The organism is Pseudomonas yamanorum (assembly GCF_900105735.1).
GTDB lineage: Bacteria > Pseudomonadota > Gammaproteobacteria > Pseudomonadales > Pseudomonadaceae > Aquipseudomonas > Aquipseudomonas yamanorum.
The window spans coordinates 2,489,850-2,505,851 of record NZ_LT629793.1; the positions used below are offsets into that span (position 1 = coordinate 2,489,850).

Annotated in this window: 16 protein-coding genes; 5 read left to right on the forward strand and 11 right to left on the reverse strand. The window is 59.3% G+C overall.

Annotated features, from left to right (window positions below; all coding sequences use genetic code 11):
- Positions 1-121: 121 nt before the first annotated feature.
- The 6 genes from ilvC to mrcB all read right to left on the reverse strand — a co-directional run bounded on the left by ilvC (position 122) and on the right by mrcB (position 7,243).
- Entirely contained in the window at positions 122-1,138 is a 1,017-nt protein-coding gene (gene ilvC, locus BLU46_RS12025; protein ID WP_003212125.1) for a ketol-acid reductoisomerase, read from the reverse strand.
- Between the two features lie 50 nt (positions 1,139-1,188).
- Positions 1,189-1,680, reverse strand: coding sequence for an acetolactate synthase small subunit (ilvN, locus tag BLU46_RS12030; protein WP_003176102.1), 492 nt, complete (start codon positions 1,678-1,680; stop codon positions 1,189-1,191).
- 2 nt (positions 1,681-1,682) lie between these two features.
- Positions 1,683-3,407: an acetolactate synthase 3 large subunit gene (locus BLU46_RS12035; RefSeq protein ID WP_003212127.1), complete on the reverse strand. Its 1,725-nt coding sequence runs from the start codon at positions 3,405-3,407 to the stop codon at positions 1,683-1,685.
- 431 nt (positions 3,408-3,838) lie between these two features.
- Complete coding sequence (locus tag BLU46_RS12040) at positions 3,839-4,168, reverse strand: YqcC family protein (RefSeq protein ID WP_003212129.1); 330 nt, start codon at positions 4,166-4,168, stop codon at positions 3,839-3,841.
- Complete coding sequence (locus tag BLU46_RS12045) at positions 4,168-4,902, reverse strand: tetratricopeptide repeat protein (RefSeq protein ID WP_093201953.1); 735 nt, start codon at positions 4,900-4,902, stop codon at positions 4,168-4,170. Before BLU46_RS12045 ends, BLU46_RS12040 begins: the two co-directional genes overlap by 1 nt.
- 16 nt (positions 4,903-4,918) lie before the next feature.
- Positions 4,919-7,243 carry a penicillin-binding protein 1B gene (gene mrcB / locus BLU46_RS12050; RefSeq protein WP_093201957.1) on the reverse strand — a complete coding sequence of 775 codons (2,325 nt, stop codon included), beginning with the start codon at positions 7,241-7,243 and terminating at the stop codon, positions 4,919-4,921.
- A 118-nt stretch (positions 7,244-7,361) separates the two neighbouring features.
- Here mrcB and BLU46_RS12055 point away from each other — a divergent pair, with 118 nt between their 5' ends.
- From BLU46_RS12055 to BLU46_RS12065, 3 genes are all read left to right on the forward strand, one after another.
- Positions 7,362-8,918 (forward strand): bifunctional aminoglycoside phosphotransferase/ATP-binding protein, encoded by a 1,557-nt coding sequence (locus BLU46_RS12055; RefSeq protein WP_093201962.1) that lies wholly within the window; start codon positions 7,362-7,364, stop codon positions 8,916-8,918.
- A gap of 94 nt (positions 8,919-9,012) precedes the next feature.
- Positions 9,013-9,357: a pentapeptide repeat-containing protein gene (locus BLU46_RS12060; RefSeq protein WP_017478588.1), complete on the forward strand. Its 345-nt coding sequence runs from the start codon at positions 9,013-9,015 to the stop codon at positions 9,355-9,357.
- Between the two features lie 202 nt (positions 9,358-9,559).
- The gene (locus BLU46_RS12065) at positions 9,560-9,832 is read left to right on the forward strand and encodes a TfoX/Sxy family protein (protein ID WP_010174414.1); all 273 of its coding nucleotides are present in this window, start codon (positions 9,560-9,562) and stop codon (positions 9,830-9,832) included.
- A 247-nt stretch (positions 9,833-10,079) separates the two neighbouring features.
- Here the strand turns inward: BLU46_RS12065 and BLU46_RS12070 are convergent, their stop codons facing one another.
- From BLU46_RS12070 to BLU46_RS12080, 3 genes are read right to left on the reverse strand one after another with little or no spacing between them, the layout of a single operon-like run.
- A complete protein-coding gene (locus tag BLU46_RS12070) occupies positions 10,080-10,847 on the reverse strand; it encodes a heme ABC transporter ATP-binding protein (RefSeq protein WP_093201967.1) in 768 nt (255 codons plus the stop codon).
- Complete coding sequence (locus BLU46_RS12075; protein ID WP_093201971.1) at positions 10,847-11,884, reverse strand: FecCD family ABC transporter permease; 1,038 nt, start codon at positions 11,882-11,884, stop codon at positions 10,847-10,849. Before BLU46_RS12075 ends, BLU46_RS12070 begins: the two co-directional genes overlap by 1 nt.
- Complete coding sequence (locus BLU46_RS12080; protein ID WP_063033197.1) at positions 11,881-12,759, reverse strand: heme/hemin ABC transporter substrate-binding protein; 879 nt, start codon at positions 12,757-12,759, stop codon at positions 11,881-11,883. Before BLU46_RS12080 ends, BLU46_RS12075 begins: the two co-directional genes overlap by 4 nt.
- A gap of 206 nt (positions 12,760-12,965) precedes the next feature.
- On the opposite strand from BLU46_RS12080, the gene BLU46_RS12085 reads away from it, so the two are divergent.
- The gene (locus BLU46_RS12085; RefSeq protein WP_063033198.1) at positions 12,966-13,283 is read left to right on the forward strand and encodes a Rieske (2Fe-2S) protein; all 318 of its coding nucleotides are present in this window, start codon (positions 12,966-12,968) and stop codon (positions 13,281-13,283) included.
- Here BLU46_RS12085 and sfsA read toward each other — a convergent pair.
- Both sfsA and BLU46_RS12095 read right to left on the reverse strand, forming a co-directional pair.
- Positions 13,280-13,993, reverse strand: coding sequence for a DNA/RNA nuclease SfsA (gene sfsA / locus BLU46_RS12090; RefSeq protein WP_063033199.1), 714 nt, complete (start codon positions 13,991-13,993; stop codon positions 13,280-13,282). The two genes, BLU46_RS12085 and sfsA, sit on opposite strands and share 4 nt — an antisense overlap.
- Positions 13,993-15,165: a pyridoxal phosphate-dependent aminotransferase gene (locus BLU46_RS12095; RefSeq protein ID WP_063033200.1), complete on the reverse strand. Its 1,173-nt coding sequence runs from the start codon at positions 15,163-15,165 to the stop codon at positions 13,993-13,995. The genes sfsA and BLU46_RS12095 overlap by 1 nt, the downstream gene beginning before the upstream one ends.
- Positions 15,166-15,486: 321 nt before the next feature.
- Here BLU46_RS12095 and dksA point away from each other — a divergent pair, with 321 nt between their 5' ends.
- Positions 15,487-15,921: an RNA polymerase-binding protein DksA gene (gene dksA / locus BLU46_RS12100; protein ID WP_010174401.1), complete on the forward strand. Its 435-nt coding sequence runs from the start codon at positions 15,487-15,489 to the stop codon at positions 15,919-15,921.
- Positions 15,922-16,002 lie beyond the last annotated feature (81 nt).

Consider the following 16,002-nt stretch of genomic DNA (forward strand, 5'->3'; position numbering starts at 1 on the left):
AAAAATTTCGACAGAAACTTGCGGCGAGTGTTCGCCCGCAAACGATGCAGCTTTATACCAGAACCTGCCCCGCAAACGAAAAAACGCGGCCTAAGCCGCGTTTTCCCTTGATACGTACGACTTAGTTTTTGGCTTTGTCGACGATCTTGTTGGCACCGATCCACGGCATCATGGAGCGCAGTTGCTCGCCGATGATTTCGATACCGTGAGCGGCGTTGTTACGACGCTTGGCGGTCATCGAAGGGTAGCCGGTTGCGCCTTCGCTGATGAACATTTTGGCGTATTCGCCGTCCTGAATACGTTTCAGGGCGTTGCGCATGGCCTGACGGGACTCGGCGTTGATCACTTCCGGGCCAGTCACGTACTCGCCGTATTCGGCGTTGTTGGAGATCGAATAGTTCATGTTGGCGATACCGCCTTCGTACATGAGGTCAACGATCAGCTTCAGTTCGTGCAAGCATTCGAAGTAGGCCATTTCCGGCGCATAGCCAGCTTCAACCAGGGTTTCGAAACCGGCTTTGACCAGTTCAACAGTACCGCCGCACAGAACGGCTTGTTCGCCGAACAGGTCGGTTTCAGTCTCGTCCTTGAAGGTGGTTTCGATGATGCCGGTACGACCGCCACCAACGCCGGCAGCGTAGGACAGTGCAACGTTCTTGGCGTTGCCCGAGGCGTCCTGGTAGATCGCGATCAGGTCAGGGATACCGCCGCCTTTGACGAACTCGGAACGCACGGTGTGGCCCGGTGCTTTCGGCGCGATCATGATCACGTCGAGGTCAGCGCGCGGCACAACCTGGTTGTAGTGGATCGCGAAGCCGTGAGAGAAGGCCAGGGTGGCGCCTTTCTTGATGTTCGGCTCGATTTCGTTCTTGTACAGCGCGGACTGGAACTCGTCCGGGGTCAGGATCATGACCAGGTCGGCAGCAGCAACAGCGGAAGCAACGTCAGTCACTTTCAGGCCGTGAGCTTCAGCCTTGGCAACAGTGGCCGAGCCTTTACGCAGGCCAACAGTCACGTCAACGCCGGAATCTTTCAGGTTGCAGGCTTGAGCGTGACCCTGGGAACCGTAGCCGATGATGGCGACTTTTTTGCCCTGGATGATCGACAGGTCACAATCTTTATCGTAATAAACTTTCATGAGGTTCCTCTATATATCCAGGCCGTTTAAGGCCATTCGCTAAATTTGAGTTAGATGCTGAGTACTTTGTCGCCACGAGCAATCCCGGTGACGCCACTGCGTACAGTTTCCAGAATCGAGGCCGTCCCGATCGACTGGATGAAGCTGTCCAGCTTGTCGCTTGTACCGGTCAGTTGAACGGTATAAACGCTGGCGCTCACATCGACGATCTGCCCGCGATAAATGTCGGTAGTGCGCTTGATCTCGGCCCGTTGTGCACCTGTGGCCTTGACCTTGACCAGCATCAGCTCCCGCTCGATGTGGGCACTTTCCGACAAGTCGACCAGCTTGACCACTTCGATCAGCTTGTTGAGGTTTTTGGTGATCTGCTCGATCACCTCATCATGGCCAACGGTGGTCAACGTCAGGCGCGACAAGGTCGGGTCTTCGGTCGGCGCCACAGTCAGGCTTTCGATGTTGTAGTTGCGTTGCGAAAACAGGCCGACCACACGTGACAGAGCGCCCGGTTCGTTCTCCAGAAGCAGGGAGATAATGTGCCGCATGATTAGGTACGCTCCGTCTTGTTCAGCCACATATCGCGCATGGAGCCGTCTTTGATCTGCATCGGGTAGACGTGCTCGCTGGTGTCGACCTGAATATCAAGGAACACCAAGCGGTCCTTCATGGCGAACGCCTCTTCCATCATCGGCTTCAAATCCTTCAAATCGGTGATGCGCATGCCGACATGGCCATAGGCTTCAACCAATTTGACGAAGTCAGGCAGAGACTCCATGTAGGAATGGGAGTGACGGCTGCCGTAGCTCATGTCCTGCCACTGGCGAACCATGCCCAGCACGCCGTTGTTCAGGCAGACAATCTTCACCGGCAAACCATATTGCAGGCAGGTCGACAGTTCCTGGATGTTCATCTGGATACTGCCTTCGCCGGTGACGCACGCAACGTCAGTATCCGGGAAGCTCAGCTTCACACCCATGGCCGCAGGGAAACCAAAGCCCATCGTGCCCAGGCCACCGGAGTTGATCCAGCGGTTAGGCTTGTCGAACTTGTAGTACTGCGCCGCGAACATCTGGTGCTGGCCCACGTCGGAAGTCACAAAGGCATCACCCTTGGTCACTTCGCACAGGGTTTCGATCACGGTCTGTGGCTTGATGACGCTGCCGTCGCCCTTGTCGTAAGGGAACAGGCCGCGATCACCGCGCCACTCGTCGATCTGCTTCCACCAGCTGGCGACGGAATCCTTGTTCGGGGCTTCGCCGATTTCCTTCAGCGCAGCGACCATTTCGGTCAGCACGCTTTCCACAGGACCTACGATAGGCACGTCGGCCTTGATGGTCTTGGAGATGGATGCCGGGTCGATATCGATGTGGATGATCTTGGCATTCGGGCAAAACTTGCTCGCACCATTGATCACCCGGTCATCGAACCGCGCACCGACGGCGAGGATCACGTCAGCATGGTGCATGGCCAGGTTGGCGGTGTAGCTGCCGTGCATGCCGAGCATGCCGACGAACTGACGGTCCGAACCCGGGAAAGCACCGAGCCCCATCAACGTGTTGGTAACTGGCAGGTTGAGCATCTTGGCCAGCTCGGTCAGCGGTGCAGAACCGCCGCCCAGAATCACGCCACCACCCGAGTAGAGCACCGGACGCTTGGCCGCCAACAGCATTTCTGCTGCTTTACGGATTTGCCCCGAGTGCCCGCGAACGGCCGGGCTGTAGGAACGCAGCTTGGCTTTCTTCGGGAAGATGTATTCGAATTTTTCAGCCGGGTTGGTCATGTCTTTCGGGATATCGACCACCACAGGACCCGGGCGACCGGACTGTGCGAGGTAGAACGCCTTCTTCATGACTTCCGGGATTTCCGAGGCATGCTTGATCATGAAGCTGTGTTTCACGATCGGCCGGGAGATACCGATCATGTCGGTTTCCTGAAATGCGTCGGTACCAACCATGGTGCTCGCCACCTGGCCGGAAATGATCACCATCGGGATGGAGTCCATATAAGCCGTCGCGATGCCGGTGATGGCATTGGTCGCGCCAGGGCCGGAAGTCACCAGTACTACACCGGCTTTACCGGTGGCACGGGCGTAACCGTCAGCCATATGGGTAGCAGCTTGTTCGTGACGAACCAGGATGTGGGTAACAGCCGGTTCCTTGAACAGTGCGTCGTAGACATGCAGCAGAGCACCGCCTGGGTACCCGTAGATATAGTCGACGCCTTCGTCACGCAAAAAGCGGACGAGCATCTCACCGCCAGATAAAAGCTCCACGTTGTTCACCTCTAAAACGCCAGAATACCGTCCGTTGAAAACCGACGGGTCTTAATAGGTTTACTTCTCAGCAGAGCATGAGCGACGGTGGTCGCCGACTACGTCAGCACTGACTGAGCAAGTATTGGGAGCGTCCCAAGTGTTGCGGGATTTTCCCACCCAGCGCGAGGTAACGCGTTGCGGGTGTAACAGGTCGGCGCGGGTGTGCGCCTCATGATCTGCTGAGTGGGTCTGCTTCTGGCAGTCCCTCTACAGCGGACTTTGGATTCTTCTGTTTCAGCCTCTCCAAGTCAAGCAATAATTGCGCTTTTTTCCAACTAAGCGCATGAGAACGTAGAAGAAAGCGGCTTGAGGAGGGATAAAACTCGCCTGAATGGCGCAAAGCGGTAGAAATATGCGCAAGACTGCCGGAAAAACCGGCAGCCAGGCAATTAACGAGCGTCGACGATCAGTTGATCGAACTTTTTCAGCGCAGTCCGTAGGCCAAGGCTCTCGAGCGGACGATCGGCGTAAACCATCTCGGCCATTTCCAGAATCCCCGACGCATTGGGCAATGGCAGGTCCTGTTCAAGGATCTGCTTCATCCGTGTCAGGAAAATCCATTGCAGCCACTGGTGAAAGTCCAGGGTGTCAACGGAAAAGGGTTCAACGCTGCTCAACGCTTCAGCACTGGGGGACACTTCGTCCCACCAGCCCTGCAAGCGCAGCTCGCGCTCGATCAACAACAACTGTTCGGCAATCGCCGGAAAGCGTGCATCCATCAGAGGCTTACCTTGGCTTTTTGACGGGCCTGGGCCGCACCGGCAGCATCGCCCTGCTTCTCACGGGCATCGCCGATCAAGCTCCACAGGCTGGCCTGCAGATCAGGACGGCCATTGGCCAGGGTCAGGCCGCGACGGGCAAATTGTTCTGCTTGCGGAGCATCGCCTTGGGCCATGCGCACCTGAGCCAGGCGGTAAAGCACTTGTGGCTCGCGAGGCGCTACGCGCTGGGCGCGTTCGAGGCTCGACGATGCGCCGTTCAAGTCGCCACCCGACTGCTGGTGTTGAGCAGTAGTCAGCAACGCCAGAACCGGGCCGTCCAACTGCTCATCGGCCGACAAGCCACCGGCGCTGCTGGCGGACGGAATCCCGCTTGGCGTCGACGGCATGTTGTACGTGCCCTGATTGATTGGCGCCGTTTGAATCGGCGCAGAGTCCGCCGGGCCCGAGGTGCTCGGGCCTGGAGTCCACGGCTGAGTACTGATCGGTGCCGAGGTAGCTGCGCCGGCGCCCGGGATCATCACCACTACGCCCGAATCCTGAGGCACGGCTTGCGCCTTAGCCTGGACTGGGCGGTTGGTGACGGTTTGACGGAAGCCGCCATTGGCCGAGATCCGGTCGTTGTTGGACACCGTTGTACTGGAATCCACCACCGGAATAGAGCCACGCTCCACGCTGGCGCAACCACCGAGCATTGCCAAAACTGTAATAGCTGGAATCAACAACTTGTTCACGTGAAACCCTCTTTGCTTAATTCATCCAGCCCTTGACCCAATCCATCACCGATTCAGCGCTCGCGGGTGCACTGGCACCGCACGCTGCACCGGGTGGCGGTTCGCTGCCGCGAATATACGGCATCTGCACCGCGCCCGGACAGTTGGCATCGGAACCCTGCCCGGTATGCGGATCGATCCAGGCCTGAACGATATTGTCCGGCTGCGGCATGTTCAGCGGCAGTGGATCGGCCTTCTTCATGAAACTGGTCCACACCTGCAATGCGCCGGTGGCACCGGTGAACGGCGTCTTGCCGTTGTCGTCGCGCCCCAGCCAGACCACCGCCAGCAGGTCCTGGCTGAAACCAGCGAACCAGCTGTCCCGGGAATCGTTACTGGTACCACTCTTGCCAGCCAGTGTCAGATTGGCCGGCAACACGTTGTAGGCCGAGCGTCCGGTACCTTCACGCATAACGCGCTGCATGGCGTTCTGGATCAGGTAGATCGAAGCCGGGTCAAAGCGCTGCTGAATCTGGAACGGATAACGCTTGAGCGGTTCGCCTTCAGCCGTCAAAACGCTGCGGATCCCGCGCATCGGCGTATTGAAACCACCGTTGGCCAGGGTCTGGTACATGGTCGCGACTTCCATCGGGCTCATTGCACCCGCACCCAACAGCATCGACGGGAACGCTGGGAACTCGCGAGTGATGCCCAGCCGACCGAGTGTCTTGAGAACATTCGGCACGCCCAGCTCAAGGCCAAGACGGGAGGTCGAGATGTTGTAGGAATGCGCCAGGCCCTGATACAGGAAAATCGTACCGTGGGAGCGACGATCAAAGTTATGCGGCGTCCACATCTGGCCATCAGCACCTTTGACCGACAACGGGTCATCGGACAGCCAACTGGTCAGCGTGTACTTGCTCGGTTTTTCCAAAGCAGTCAGATATACCGCCGGCTTGACCAGCGAGCCGATCGGCCGCACCGCGTCCAGCGCCCGGTTGAACCCGGCAAAGCTGGCCTGGCGACTGCCGATCATGGCCTGGACCTCACCGGTTTCCGGGTTGGTCACCACCATCGCCGCCTCGACGTCGTCAGAGCCTTTACGGCCTGCCAGGCGTTTGAAGGTGTCATTGACCGAAGCTTCAGCCTTCATTTGCAGGATCGGGTCGAAACTGGTGAAGATCCGCAGGCCTTCTTCGGTCAAGTCTTCGTCACGGTAGTCTTCACGCAACTGGCGTTTGACCAGGTCGATGAAGCCCGGGAAGGAGCTGTCGGCCAGCTTGCCGCGGGTAGTCACACCCAGTGGCATCTTCTTCGCGGCAGCGACTTGTTCAGGAGTGGCGACGCCTTGCTGCTCAAGTACATCAAGTACCAGGTTGCGCCGTTCGAGCGCGCGCTCCGGGTTGCGACGCGGGTTGTAGTAGGACGGCCCCTTGACCATGCCCACCAGCAGCGCCACTTGATGCAGTTTCAACTCGGACAACGGCTGGCCGAAGAAGAACTGGCTGGCCAGACCGAAACCGTGCACTGCACGCTGACCGTCCTGGCCAACGAACACTTCATTGAGGTACGCCTCAAGAATTTCCTGCTTGCTGTAATGCAGCTCCAGCAGCATCGCCATCATGGCTTCGGTCAGCTTACGGGTCAGGCTGCGTTCGTTGGTCAGGTAGAAGTTCTTGACCAATTGTTGCGTCAGCGTACTGCCGCCCTGGGTCATCTTGCCGCCGGAGGTATTGACCCACACGGCGCGAGCGATGGACTTGGGTGATACGCCCCAGTGGCTGTAGAAATCCCGGTCTTCTACGGCAATCAGGGTATCCAGCAGGTAAGGCGGCACCTGATCGATCTTGATCAGGATGCGGTCTTCCAGGTTTTTAGGATAAATCCCACCGATCATTAAGGGTTCCAGGCGCACCACAGGTAACTTCGAGCCGTTGAGCGAGGACAGCTCGGCCACATAGTCGCCAGAGAAACGCACGCGCACCGGCTGGGGTTTTTCCAGGCCTTCATAGAACTGGAAGCCGCGGGTGTTCAAGTCGACGGTGTTACCGGAGACGGCAGCGGCACCGGGGCCGTTGCTCACGGGTTCTCGGCGATAGCCCAGGGCATCGAGTTCGGTGAGGAAGTCTTCCTTGCTGAGCTTCTGGCCAGTGAACAGTTCCAGCGGGCGCGCGTATACCTTGGCCGGAATGGTCCAGCGCTTGCCGGAGAACTTCTCCTGGACCACAGCATCGAGGTAAACCGCGAAGCCGGCGATCACTACAAGCCCTACCAGGCCGAGCTTAAGCGCCCAGCCCAGCCAGGGGCGCAGGCCGCGGGAAGGAGGTTTTTTACGGGAACGGGGAGATCGGGTACGAGTCATGGCGGCGGATTATACGCACTTTATTGATGACCAACATGAGCCGGACAGCGGTTTGCACGACCGTCTGTAGCAGCCATAATGCCCGCCATGAATTTTCCCAGACTCTGAAGGATCGCCCGTGAGCCAGTCCCTGATTGCAGCCCTGCAAAACCCGGCCCTGTTTCCCCATCCGGTGGATCAGTTCCAAGTCATCGAGACCCATATTTCCTGGGTCCTGCTCACGGGTGACTACGCCTACAAGATGAAGAAACCGGTGAATTTTGGCTTCCTCGATTTCACCACCCTGGAAGCACGGGGCCACTTCTGCAATGAAGAGCTGCGCCTCAACCAGCGCCTGACCGATGATTTGTATCTTGAAGTGTTGCCAATCACCGGCAGCGCCGAAGCACCGCAATTGGGTGGCGACGGGCCGGTGGTCGACTACGTGCTGAAAATGCGCCAGTTCCCGCAGAGCCAACTGCTCAGCACCTTGCAAGCCAACGGCGAATTGACCAACGCGCACATCGACGAAATGGCCAAGCAGATCGCGCACTTTCACCTGAATGCCCCGAAAGTGCCGGCCACTCACTCCGCTGGAACGCCGCACGACGTCATGGCGCCAGTGCTGCAGAACTTCGAGCAGATCCGCCCGTTCCTCAGCGACAAGGCCGACCTGGCTCAACTGGATGCCTTGCAGGCCTGGGCCGAAAGCAGCTTCGAGCGCCTCAAGCCACTGTTCGAACAACGCAAGCTCAATGGTTTCACCCGCGAATGCCACGGCGATATCCACCTGGGCAACGCCACCATGATTGATGGCCACGTGGTGATCTTCGATTGCATCGAGTTCAACGAGCCATTCCGCTTCACCGACGTGTATGCCGACACCGGCTTCCTGGCGATGGACCTGGAAGACCGTGGCCTCAAGAGCCTGGCGCGACGCTTCATCAGCCAGTACCTGGAGCTGACCGGCGACTATCAAGGCCTGGAGGTGCTGAACTTCTATAAAGCCTACCGCGCCCTGGTACGCGCCAAGGTCGCGCTGTTCAGCATGCCTTCCGAGGCGGACGCCGTGCAGCGTGCTACCACCCTGCGCCAGTACCGCAACTACGCCAACCTTGCGGAAAGCTACAGCACCATCCCATCGCGCTTCTTGGCCATCACCCACGGCGTATCGGCCGTTGGCAAAAGCCATGTATCCATGCGCCTCGTAGAAGCATTGGGGGCGATTCGCCTACGTTCGGACGTGGAGCGCAAACGCCTGTTCGGCGAGCAGAAGGTCGAGAACACGCCGCAGGCCGGGATCTACGCCGCAGACGCCAGCGCCGCCACCTACGCACGCCTGAACGAGATCGCCGACACCGTACTGCGCGCCGGTTTCCCGGTGGTACTGGACGCGACCTTCCTCAAGCGTGAACAACGCGACGCTGCAGCCAAGATCGCCGAGGCCACCGGCGCACCGTTCCTGATCCTCGATTGCAATGCGCCACAGGCTGTTATTGCCGCTTGGCTGGCACAGCGTCAGGCGGACAAGAACGATCCTTCCGACGCCACCCTGACCATCATCGAAGAGCAGCAGTCCACCCGTGACCCACTCGGTGCTGAAGAGCTACTGCTGAGCAAACGCGTGGAAACCAATGAAAGCGGAACCTTGGACGCACTGGTGGCACATATTCGCCAGCGCCTGCCGGGCCTGTAAGAAATATTTCTTGGTCGTGTAGCCTTCCGGGGCTCACGGCCGAGCAATAGTGGCACTATAATGGCGTCATAATTCCAACACGGGAGTCGCCATTGTGAGCCATCCGAAGCTACTTGATACCCCGCTGTACGCGCTTCTGCATAAAGATGACATCCGCGGCTTCAACCAGGAGCGCCCGAAAGACGGCACCATCGATATGCGCGGTGGCGACTTTCGCGGCCTGGACCTGCGCGACCTGAATGCCGAAGGCGTGGATTTCACCGACGCTTATTTCCGTTCCGCCGACTTGCGTGGCCTGGATTTACGTGACAGCCCACTGGAAGGCGCGAGCCTGGCGCATGCCCAGATCTCCGGCACCTATTTCCCACCTGAGTTGAGCGCTGACGAGATACTGATGTCCGTCAATTTCGGTACGCGCTTGCGCTACCGCACACGGTAAAACCGCTGCATCGCCTCCCGGCTACGCACAAGGCGTACCGGGGGCTTCACCCTTTCCTACGCCAAAATCCCCCGCCTGCCTTAGAAGCTTTTAGGTCGTTGCCGACCAAAGAACTACGCTTTTCCTACTGAGCGCTACACTCCTTTCAGGCTTGCCTGGTCACGATACCCACCGAACCATTCGGCCGTCGCAAGGAGGCTTGATGAATGATGAGCTGCAACACCTGAAAAACCTTGGCAAGACGTCGGCGCAATGGCTGCATGCGGTGGGCATCCACAGTGCGTCCGACCTACGCCGCCTGGGGGCAGTCGACGCGTACCGTGCCGTACGCACCCGCGGTTTCAGGGCATCCAAAGTGTTGTTGTATGCCATTGAAGGCGCGCTGATGGATGTGCACTGGAATGACATTCCCGTTGAACGCAAGGAAGCTTTAAACCGTCAGCTGGACGCTCTTTCGGCACGCCAAAAGAATTGAGACGGCAACCTGCACTCACGTTTCCAGGGATTCCAAACAAATGCTTGAGGAAATTTGAAGAGGCGCAAAAACAAATGTTGACTCTCAAATGAGAATCGTTATGATTATCACAGCTGGTCGCGAGATCAGCCGATAACTGAAAGACCATTGGTTCGGACTCTCAGATTATCTCCTCATCAGGCTAATCACGGTTATTTGACCCGGCTCTGCCGGGTCTTTTTTTGCCCATAAAAAGCTGCGGCGATTTTCAGCGTGCAATGATCAACGGATGGCCGCGCTCCGGATGCGGCTGCACCAACACATCCAGCCCAAATACCGCCTTCAGTGGCTCAGGCCGGAACACTTGTGCCGGTGTATCCAACGCATGGGGCCGACCATCCTCCAGCAACAGGATACGATCACAGTAGCGCGCCGCCAGGTTCAAGTCGTGAAGGATCACCAGCACCGCAGCACCCCGGTCGGCAAAGCTGCGGATCGCCTGCAAGGTCGTGTGCTGATGCAGCGGATCAAGCATTGACGTCGGCTCATCCAGCAACAAGGTCTGCCCCGCCTCACCCGGCCATAGCTGCGCCAGCACCCGCGCGAGGTGCACACGCTGACGCTCGCCGCCCGACAATGCCAGGTAACTGCGCCCGCTCAAGTGGCCGACGTCGGCAGCCTGCAAGGCAGCATTGATGATTTCATCGTCACGCACCCGGCCAGTCTGATGAGGCAAGCGCCCCATGCCCACAACCTCTTCGACGCGAAAGGCAAAGTCCAGGGTTGAGGTCTGCGGCAATACCGCAAGGCGCTGGGCACGCTGCGCTCCGCCCCAGTCTTTCAACTCACGCTCATCCAGCCACACACGGCCTTCGTCGGGCTGCAACTCACCACATAACGCACCGAGCAACGTACTTTTCCCCACACCGTTGGGGCCCAACACGCCAAGCACTTCACCTGGCAGCAGGTCCAGGGTGACGTCCGCCAACACGGTTTTGCGCCCACGGCGGACCTGCAGGTCTTCTACTCGCAGCATCAGGCGCGCCCTCGTAACAACAGGTAGAGAAAAAACGGCGCACCGATAAACGCGGTAACAATGCCGATCGGCAATTCCGCCGGCGCCAAGGCCAGTCGCGCTACCAGATCGGCAAACAACAGCAAACTCGCCCCCGCGAGCACTGAGGCTGGCAGCAGCACCCGATGATCCGGCCCCGCCAGCAGGCGCACCAGATGCGGCACCACCAGCCCGACAAAGCCAATCATCCCCGCCGCTGCCACCGCCGCGCCTACCCCCAATGCAGTGCAGAACACCAGCTCGCGCTTGAGGCCTTCAACATCAATGCCCAAGTGGCTGGCTTCCGACTCACCCAACAGGAGTGCATTCAGCGCCTTGGCCCGCCGCGGCAGCCAAAGGGCGACGCCAGCGCTGACCAGCAGCAGCGGCCATAACCGCGAGTAGCTGGCGCCATTCAGGCTGCCCAGGTTCCAGAACGTCAGGGTGCGCAAGGTGGCGTCATCCGCCAGGTAGGTGAAAAGGCCCACCGCCGAACTGGCGAGCGCCGTCAGGGCGATCCCCGCCAGCAACATGGTCGCGACATTGGTTTGGCCGTTGCGTCGACCCAGGCGATAGACCAGCGCTGTTACCCCCAACCCCCCGAGGAAGGCACACAACGACAGCAGATAAGGCCCGAGGACGTCTGGCAAACCACCAAAAAACGAACCACCGACAATCGCAATCGCCGCGCCCAACGCCGCACCGCTGGACACCCCGACCAACCCGGGATCAGCCAAGGGGTTGCGAAACAGCCCCTGCATTGCGACGCCGGAAAGTGCCAGAACCCCGCCGACGGCCAGGCCCAGCAACGTACGCGGCAGGCGAATCTGCCCGAGGATCAACTCCGCCTGCTCCAGGCCTTGGGCCTCGATTGGCACACCCATCAAGCGTAAGGCTGCCCGCAGTGTGTCCATCAACGGCAAACTCACCGGCCCCAGGGCCAATGACAACCAGATCGCCAATACACACAGCAGACTCAAGCCCATAAACAGGGTTCGCGGTTTAACCAGAGTGGTCATGGGGCGGTATTAGCCTGAGACGGATAGAACCCGGCAGACAGCTTCACCAGGCTTTGCGGCAAGCGCGGCCCAAGCCCACCAACCAGCAGCGTCGGGTCCAGCTCATAGACGCGTCCATTCTTGGCTGCTGGCGTCGAAGCCAGGATCGGATTTTCCTTGAACAACGCGGCGCGGGCCGCATCCCCGGTCAAGGCGCGATCGGCAAACACCAGCACCTCAGGATTGAGCCCCGCCAGTGACTCGACGGAAAAAGGTTTGTAACCCTTGTGGGTCGCCAGGTTATGGCCGCCGGCCTGCTGCAACATCCAGTCAGCCGCCGTGTCTTTGCCGGCGATCAGCGGTTTTCCGCCGGCATGTCCCAGCAACAACAAGACGCCGGGTGCCTTTTGTGTGGATTGGGCCTTGGTCACCCAGTTCTTTTGTTGATCAAGTTGTTGTTGATAGTCGCTGAACAGCTCGGCAGCCTTCGCTTCGCTGCCCAGCAACTTGCCCAGATGCTGAAGGTTGCCTTGCAGGGTCGGCAAATCCGGCTCAGCCGAAAATAGCTCCACTTTCACACCGGCGTTGCGGATTTGCGCCAGCACCGGCGGCGGGCCCATTTCCTCGGTGCCCACCAGGATCTGCGGACGCAGGCTCAGAATGCCTTCCGCCGACAACTGCCGCTGGTAACCAATGCTCGGCAACGCCTTGAGGGATTCCGGATGCTGGCTGGTGGTATCCACGCCCACCAACTTTGACTCACCGCCCAGGGCCGTCACCCATTCCGACAACGCACCACCAGCACTGACCCAGCGTTGTGGCAGTTCAGAGGCCTGGGCCCCAGCGTTGACCAGCAGTCCGACAACGAGCGCGATAGCACTGGCACTCAGGCGCATAAAAGGGTTTCCTTCCAAGGGGTGAGCCCGCTGAAACACTCGCAATGTGACAGATCAAGGCTGCCTGACATCGTACAGAGCGCCCAGTCAGCTAACGGGCGAAGCCGGCATTTGATAATTATTTGCATTTGCACGTCAAGCGCCGGGCTCTTCGGTAAAATCAGGATAGCCTTGCAGCCCGCCAACGACGGTACTTAAGGATCGACATGAAGTTTCTCTGCACCTCGAGCGAACTCGCACCCAACGCCAGTCTCGGTTTCGATATCGACGGCCGCAAGCTGTTTGCCGTGCGTCGCGAAGGCATTGCCTACTTCTATATCAACCGCTGCCCACATCGCGGGGTGCCGCTGGAATGGCAGCCGCACCAGTTTCTAGACCCCAGCGCCAGCCTGATCCACTGCGCCACCCATGGCGCGCTGTTCCTGATCGAAAGCGGAGAGTGCGTCGCCGGGCCTTGTGCCGGCCAGAGCCTGACAGCCCTGCCCGGCCGCGAGGACGAACAGGGTCTTTGGGTAGAAATCTAACCGCCGAGCAATACTTCCAGGCGACGCTCGACGCAGATTTCCTCTGACGTCACCCTCACGCCATAGGCCAACACCTCGACGCCCGCCGCTTTGGCCTCACGCAACGCGGCCGCATAACCGGCATCAATTTCTTCGGCAGGACGCACCGCATCGATCCCCGAGAGGTTGACGCAGTACAACTGCACCGCCCGCACACCCTCACGCGCCAGATGCGCCAACTCCCGCAAATGCTTGGCCCCGCGCTGGGTCACTGCATCGGGGAATGCCGCCGTCGAGGTCCCGTCAAAACCGAGGGTGACGCTTTTGACTTCGACATACGCCGGGCCCGCTGGGTAATCCAGACGGAAATCGATCCGACTGTTTTCCTGACCGTAGGCCACTTCACGCTTCAACGCGGTAAAACCATTGAGTTCCGTGATAACCCCGGCCCGCAGCGCCTCTTCCACCAACTGATTGGCCCGCGCGGTATTCACACACGCCAGGCGCCCTTGCGGGGTTTCGCTGATTTCCCAAGTACCGGGCAGCTTGCGCTTGGGGTCATTGGAGCGGCTGAACCAGACTTGACCACCTTCCAGCATGCAGTTGAACATCGAGCCGGTGTTCGGGCAGTGAATGGTCAGGAACTCGCCGGTAACGGTTTCGATATCGGCGAGAAAACGCTTGTAGCGGCGGATCAGCCGGCCTTCTTCGAGGGGAGGATTAAAGCGCATCAGCCTTGCCAACTCCGCAAGCCACGGGCAATCCGCTCGACGGCTTCCTGTAGGCGATCAAGGTTTTGCGTGTAGGCAAAACGCACATGGTGACCGGCTTGATAGCGACCGAAATCCAGGCCTGGAGTGAACGCAACATGCTCGGTTTCGAGGAAGTGTCGGCAGAAGGCGAAGGCATCGCCGCCGAATTTGCTGATATCGGCGTACAAGTAGAACGCACCTTCCGGCTCGACAGCGATGCCGAAGCCGAGCTCCCGCAGGGCTGGCAGCAGGAAGTCGCGACGACGGCCAAACTCGGCCCGGCGATCCTCAAGAATATTCAATGTTTCCGGGGTAAAGCAGGCCAGGGCCGCATGCTGTGCCATGCTCGGTGCGCTGATGTAGAGATTCTGCGCCAACTTCTCCAATTCACCCACGGCCGCCGGTGGTGCCACCAGCCAACCCAGGCGCCAGCCGGTCATTCCGAAATACTTCGAAAAACTATTTAGAACGAAGGCTTCATCGTCGACTTCCAGCACGCTGGCGGCATCGGTGCCGTAGGTCAGGCCGTGATAGATTTCATCCACCACCAAATGCCCGTTGCGCGCCTTGATGGCGCTTGACAGCCCTGCCAACTCATCGCGCGTCAGGATGGTGCCGGTAGGGTTGGCGGGCGAAGCAACCAACGCGCCCACGCTGTCCTGATCCCAGTGACGAGCCACCAGGTCGGCGGTCAGTTGATAACGCACGTCGGGGCCGACCGGGACCAACTGCGCCGCGCCTTCCACCAGTCGCAGGAAGTGGCGGTTGCACGGGTAACCGGGGTCTGCCAGCAGCCAATGCTTACCGGGGTCCACCAGCAAACTGCTCGCCAGCAGCAGGGCACCGGAACCGCCGGGGGTAATCAGAATGCGTTCAGGATCGATGCCAAGCCCGTAACGCTGCTGGTAGAAACCGCTGATAGCCTCACGCAACTCCGGCAACCCGCGGGCCGCGGTATAACGGGTCTTGCCATTGGCCAGCGCCGCCTGTCCGGCCTTGATGATCGGCTCGGCGGTGGTGAAGTCCGGCTCGCCGATTTCCAGGTGAATCACGTCGTGACCGGCGGCCTGCAATTCATTGGCCCGCGCCAGCAACGCCATGACATGGAAAGGTTCGATAGCGCGACTGCGCGCACTGTAGGGCTGAGCCATTAGCCTTCCTTAACTGTGAGGACAAACCCCGATTCTACCCAACCCGCCGCGCAAAACCTGCTCTATTGCCCGAAGACATGTAGCAAGCACGGCGAGCAACTACCTGCAAAACAGCTAAAATCAACATTCGAGACCGTACAAGCCCGCCCTGTTGGGGCCTGCGGCGGTTTGCAACCCTCAGGAGACGGTGCCTCGACAACCGGGAGTGGCGCACCCCGAATCTATCTGGTAAGTTCGCCCGCTTGCAGCCGCAGGGCCGGCAGGTGTCGGTGATGTTGCAATCCTGCGCAATGGATTAGAAGAGTGAGAGGCGGTCCATTCATGCCCACCCAAGCAAAGCAACAGAGCATCAGCGGCTTCCAACCCTACGTCGAATCGAAGGGTGAGGAATACATGGGCAAGCCCATGCGCGAACACTTCTCCAAGATCCTGAAGCAGTGGAAACAGGACTTGATGCAAGAGGTTGACCGTACCGTTGACCATATGAAGGACGAAGCGGCCAACTTCCCGGACCCGGCAGACCGTGCCAGCCAGGAAGAAGAGTTCGCCCTTGAACTGCGCGCCCGTGATCGCGAGCGCAAGCTGATCAAGAAAATCGACAAGACCCTGCAACTCATCGAAGACGAAGAGTATGGCTGGTGCGAGTCCTGCGGCGTCGAGATTGGTATTCGCCGCCTGGAAGCGCGTCCTACCGCCGACTTGTGCGTAGACTGCAAGACCTTGGCTGAAATCAAGGAAAAACAGGTCGGCAAGTAACCATCGCCGGGCTGTACAAATGGGGCGTGCGAACGCTCCATTTTTGTTTCTGGCGTTTGCTGGTTTTCCAGTAATATCCGC

Excerpts from the sequence above, each read along its gene's own strand:
- BLU46_RS12075 (WP_093201971.1), bottom strand. The coding sequence starts at position 11,884 with ATGACCACTCTGGTTAAACCGCGAACCCTGTTTATGGGCTTGAGTCTG.
- BLU46_RS12065 (WP_010174414.1), top strand. The coding sequence starts at position 9,560 with ATGAATGATGAGCTGCAACACCTGAAAAACCTTGGCAAGACGTCGGCG.
- BLU46_RS12085 (WP_063033198.1), top strand. The coding sequence starts at position 12,966 with ATGAAGTTTCTCTGCACCTCGAGCGAACTCGCACCCAACGCCAGTCTC.
- BLU46_RS12080 (WP_063033197.1), bottom strand. The coding sequence starts at position 12,759 with ATGCGCCTGAGTGCCAGTGCTATCGCGCTCGTTGTCGGACTGCTGGTC.
- BLU46_RS12070 (WP_093201967.1), bottom strand. The coding sequence starts at position 10,847 with ATGCTGCGAGTAGAAGACCTGCAGGTCCGCCGTGGGCGCAAAACCGTG.
- mrcB (WP_093201957.1), bottom strand. The coding sequence starts at position 7,243 with ATGACTCGTACCCGATCTCCCCGTTCCCGTAAAAAACCTCCTTCCCGC.
- sfsA (WP_063033199.1), bottom strand. The coding sequence starts at position 13,993 with ATGCGCTTTAATCCTCCCCTCGAAGAAGGCCGGCTGATCCGCCGCTAC.
- BLU46_RS12095 (WP_063033200.1), bottom strand. The coding sequence starts at position 15,165 with ATGGCTCAGCCCTACAGTGCGCGCAGTCGCGCTATCGAACCTTTCCAT.
- ilvC (WP_003212125.1), bottom strand. The coding sequence starts at position 1,138 with ATGAAAGTTTATTACGATAAAGATTGTGACCTGTCGATCATCCAGGGC.
- BLU46_RS12040 (WP_003212129.1), bottom strand. The coding sequence starts at position 4,168 with ATGGATGCACGCTTTCCGGCGATTGCCGAACAGTTGTTGTTGATCGAG.
- dksA (WP_010174401.1), top strand. The coding sequence starts at position 15,487 with ATGCCCACCCAAGCAAAGCAACAGAGCATCAGCGGCTTCCAACCCTAC.
- ilvN (WP_003176102.1), bottom strand. The coding sequence starts at position 1,680 with ATGCGGCACATTATCTCCCTGCTTCTGGAGAACGAACCGGGCGCTCTG.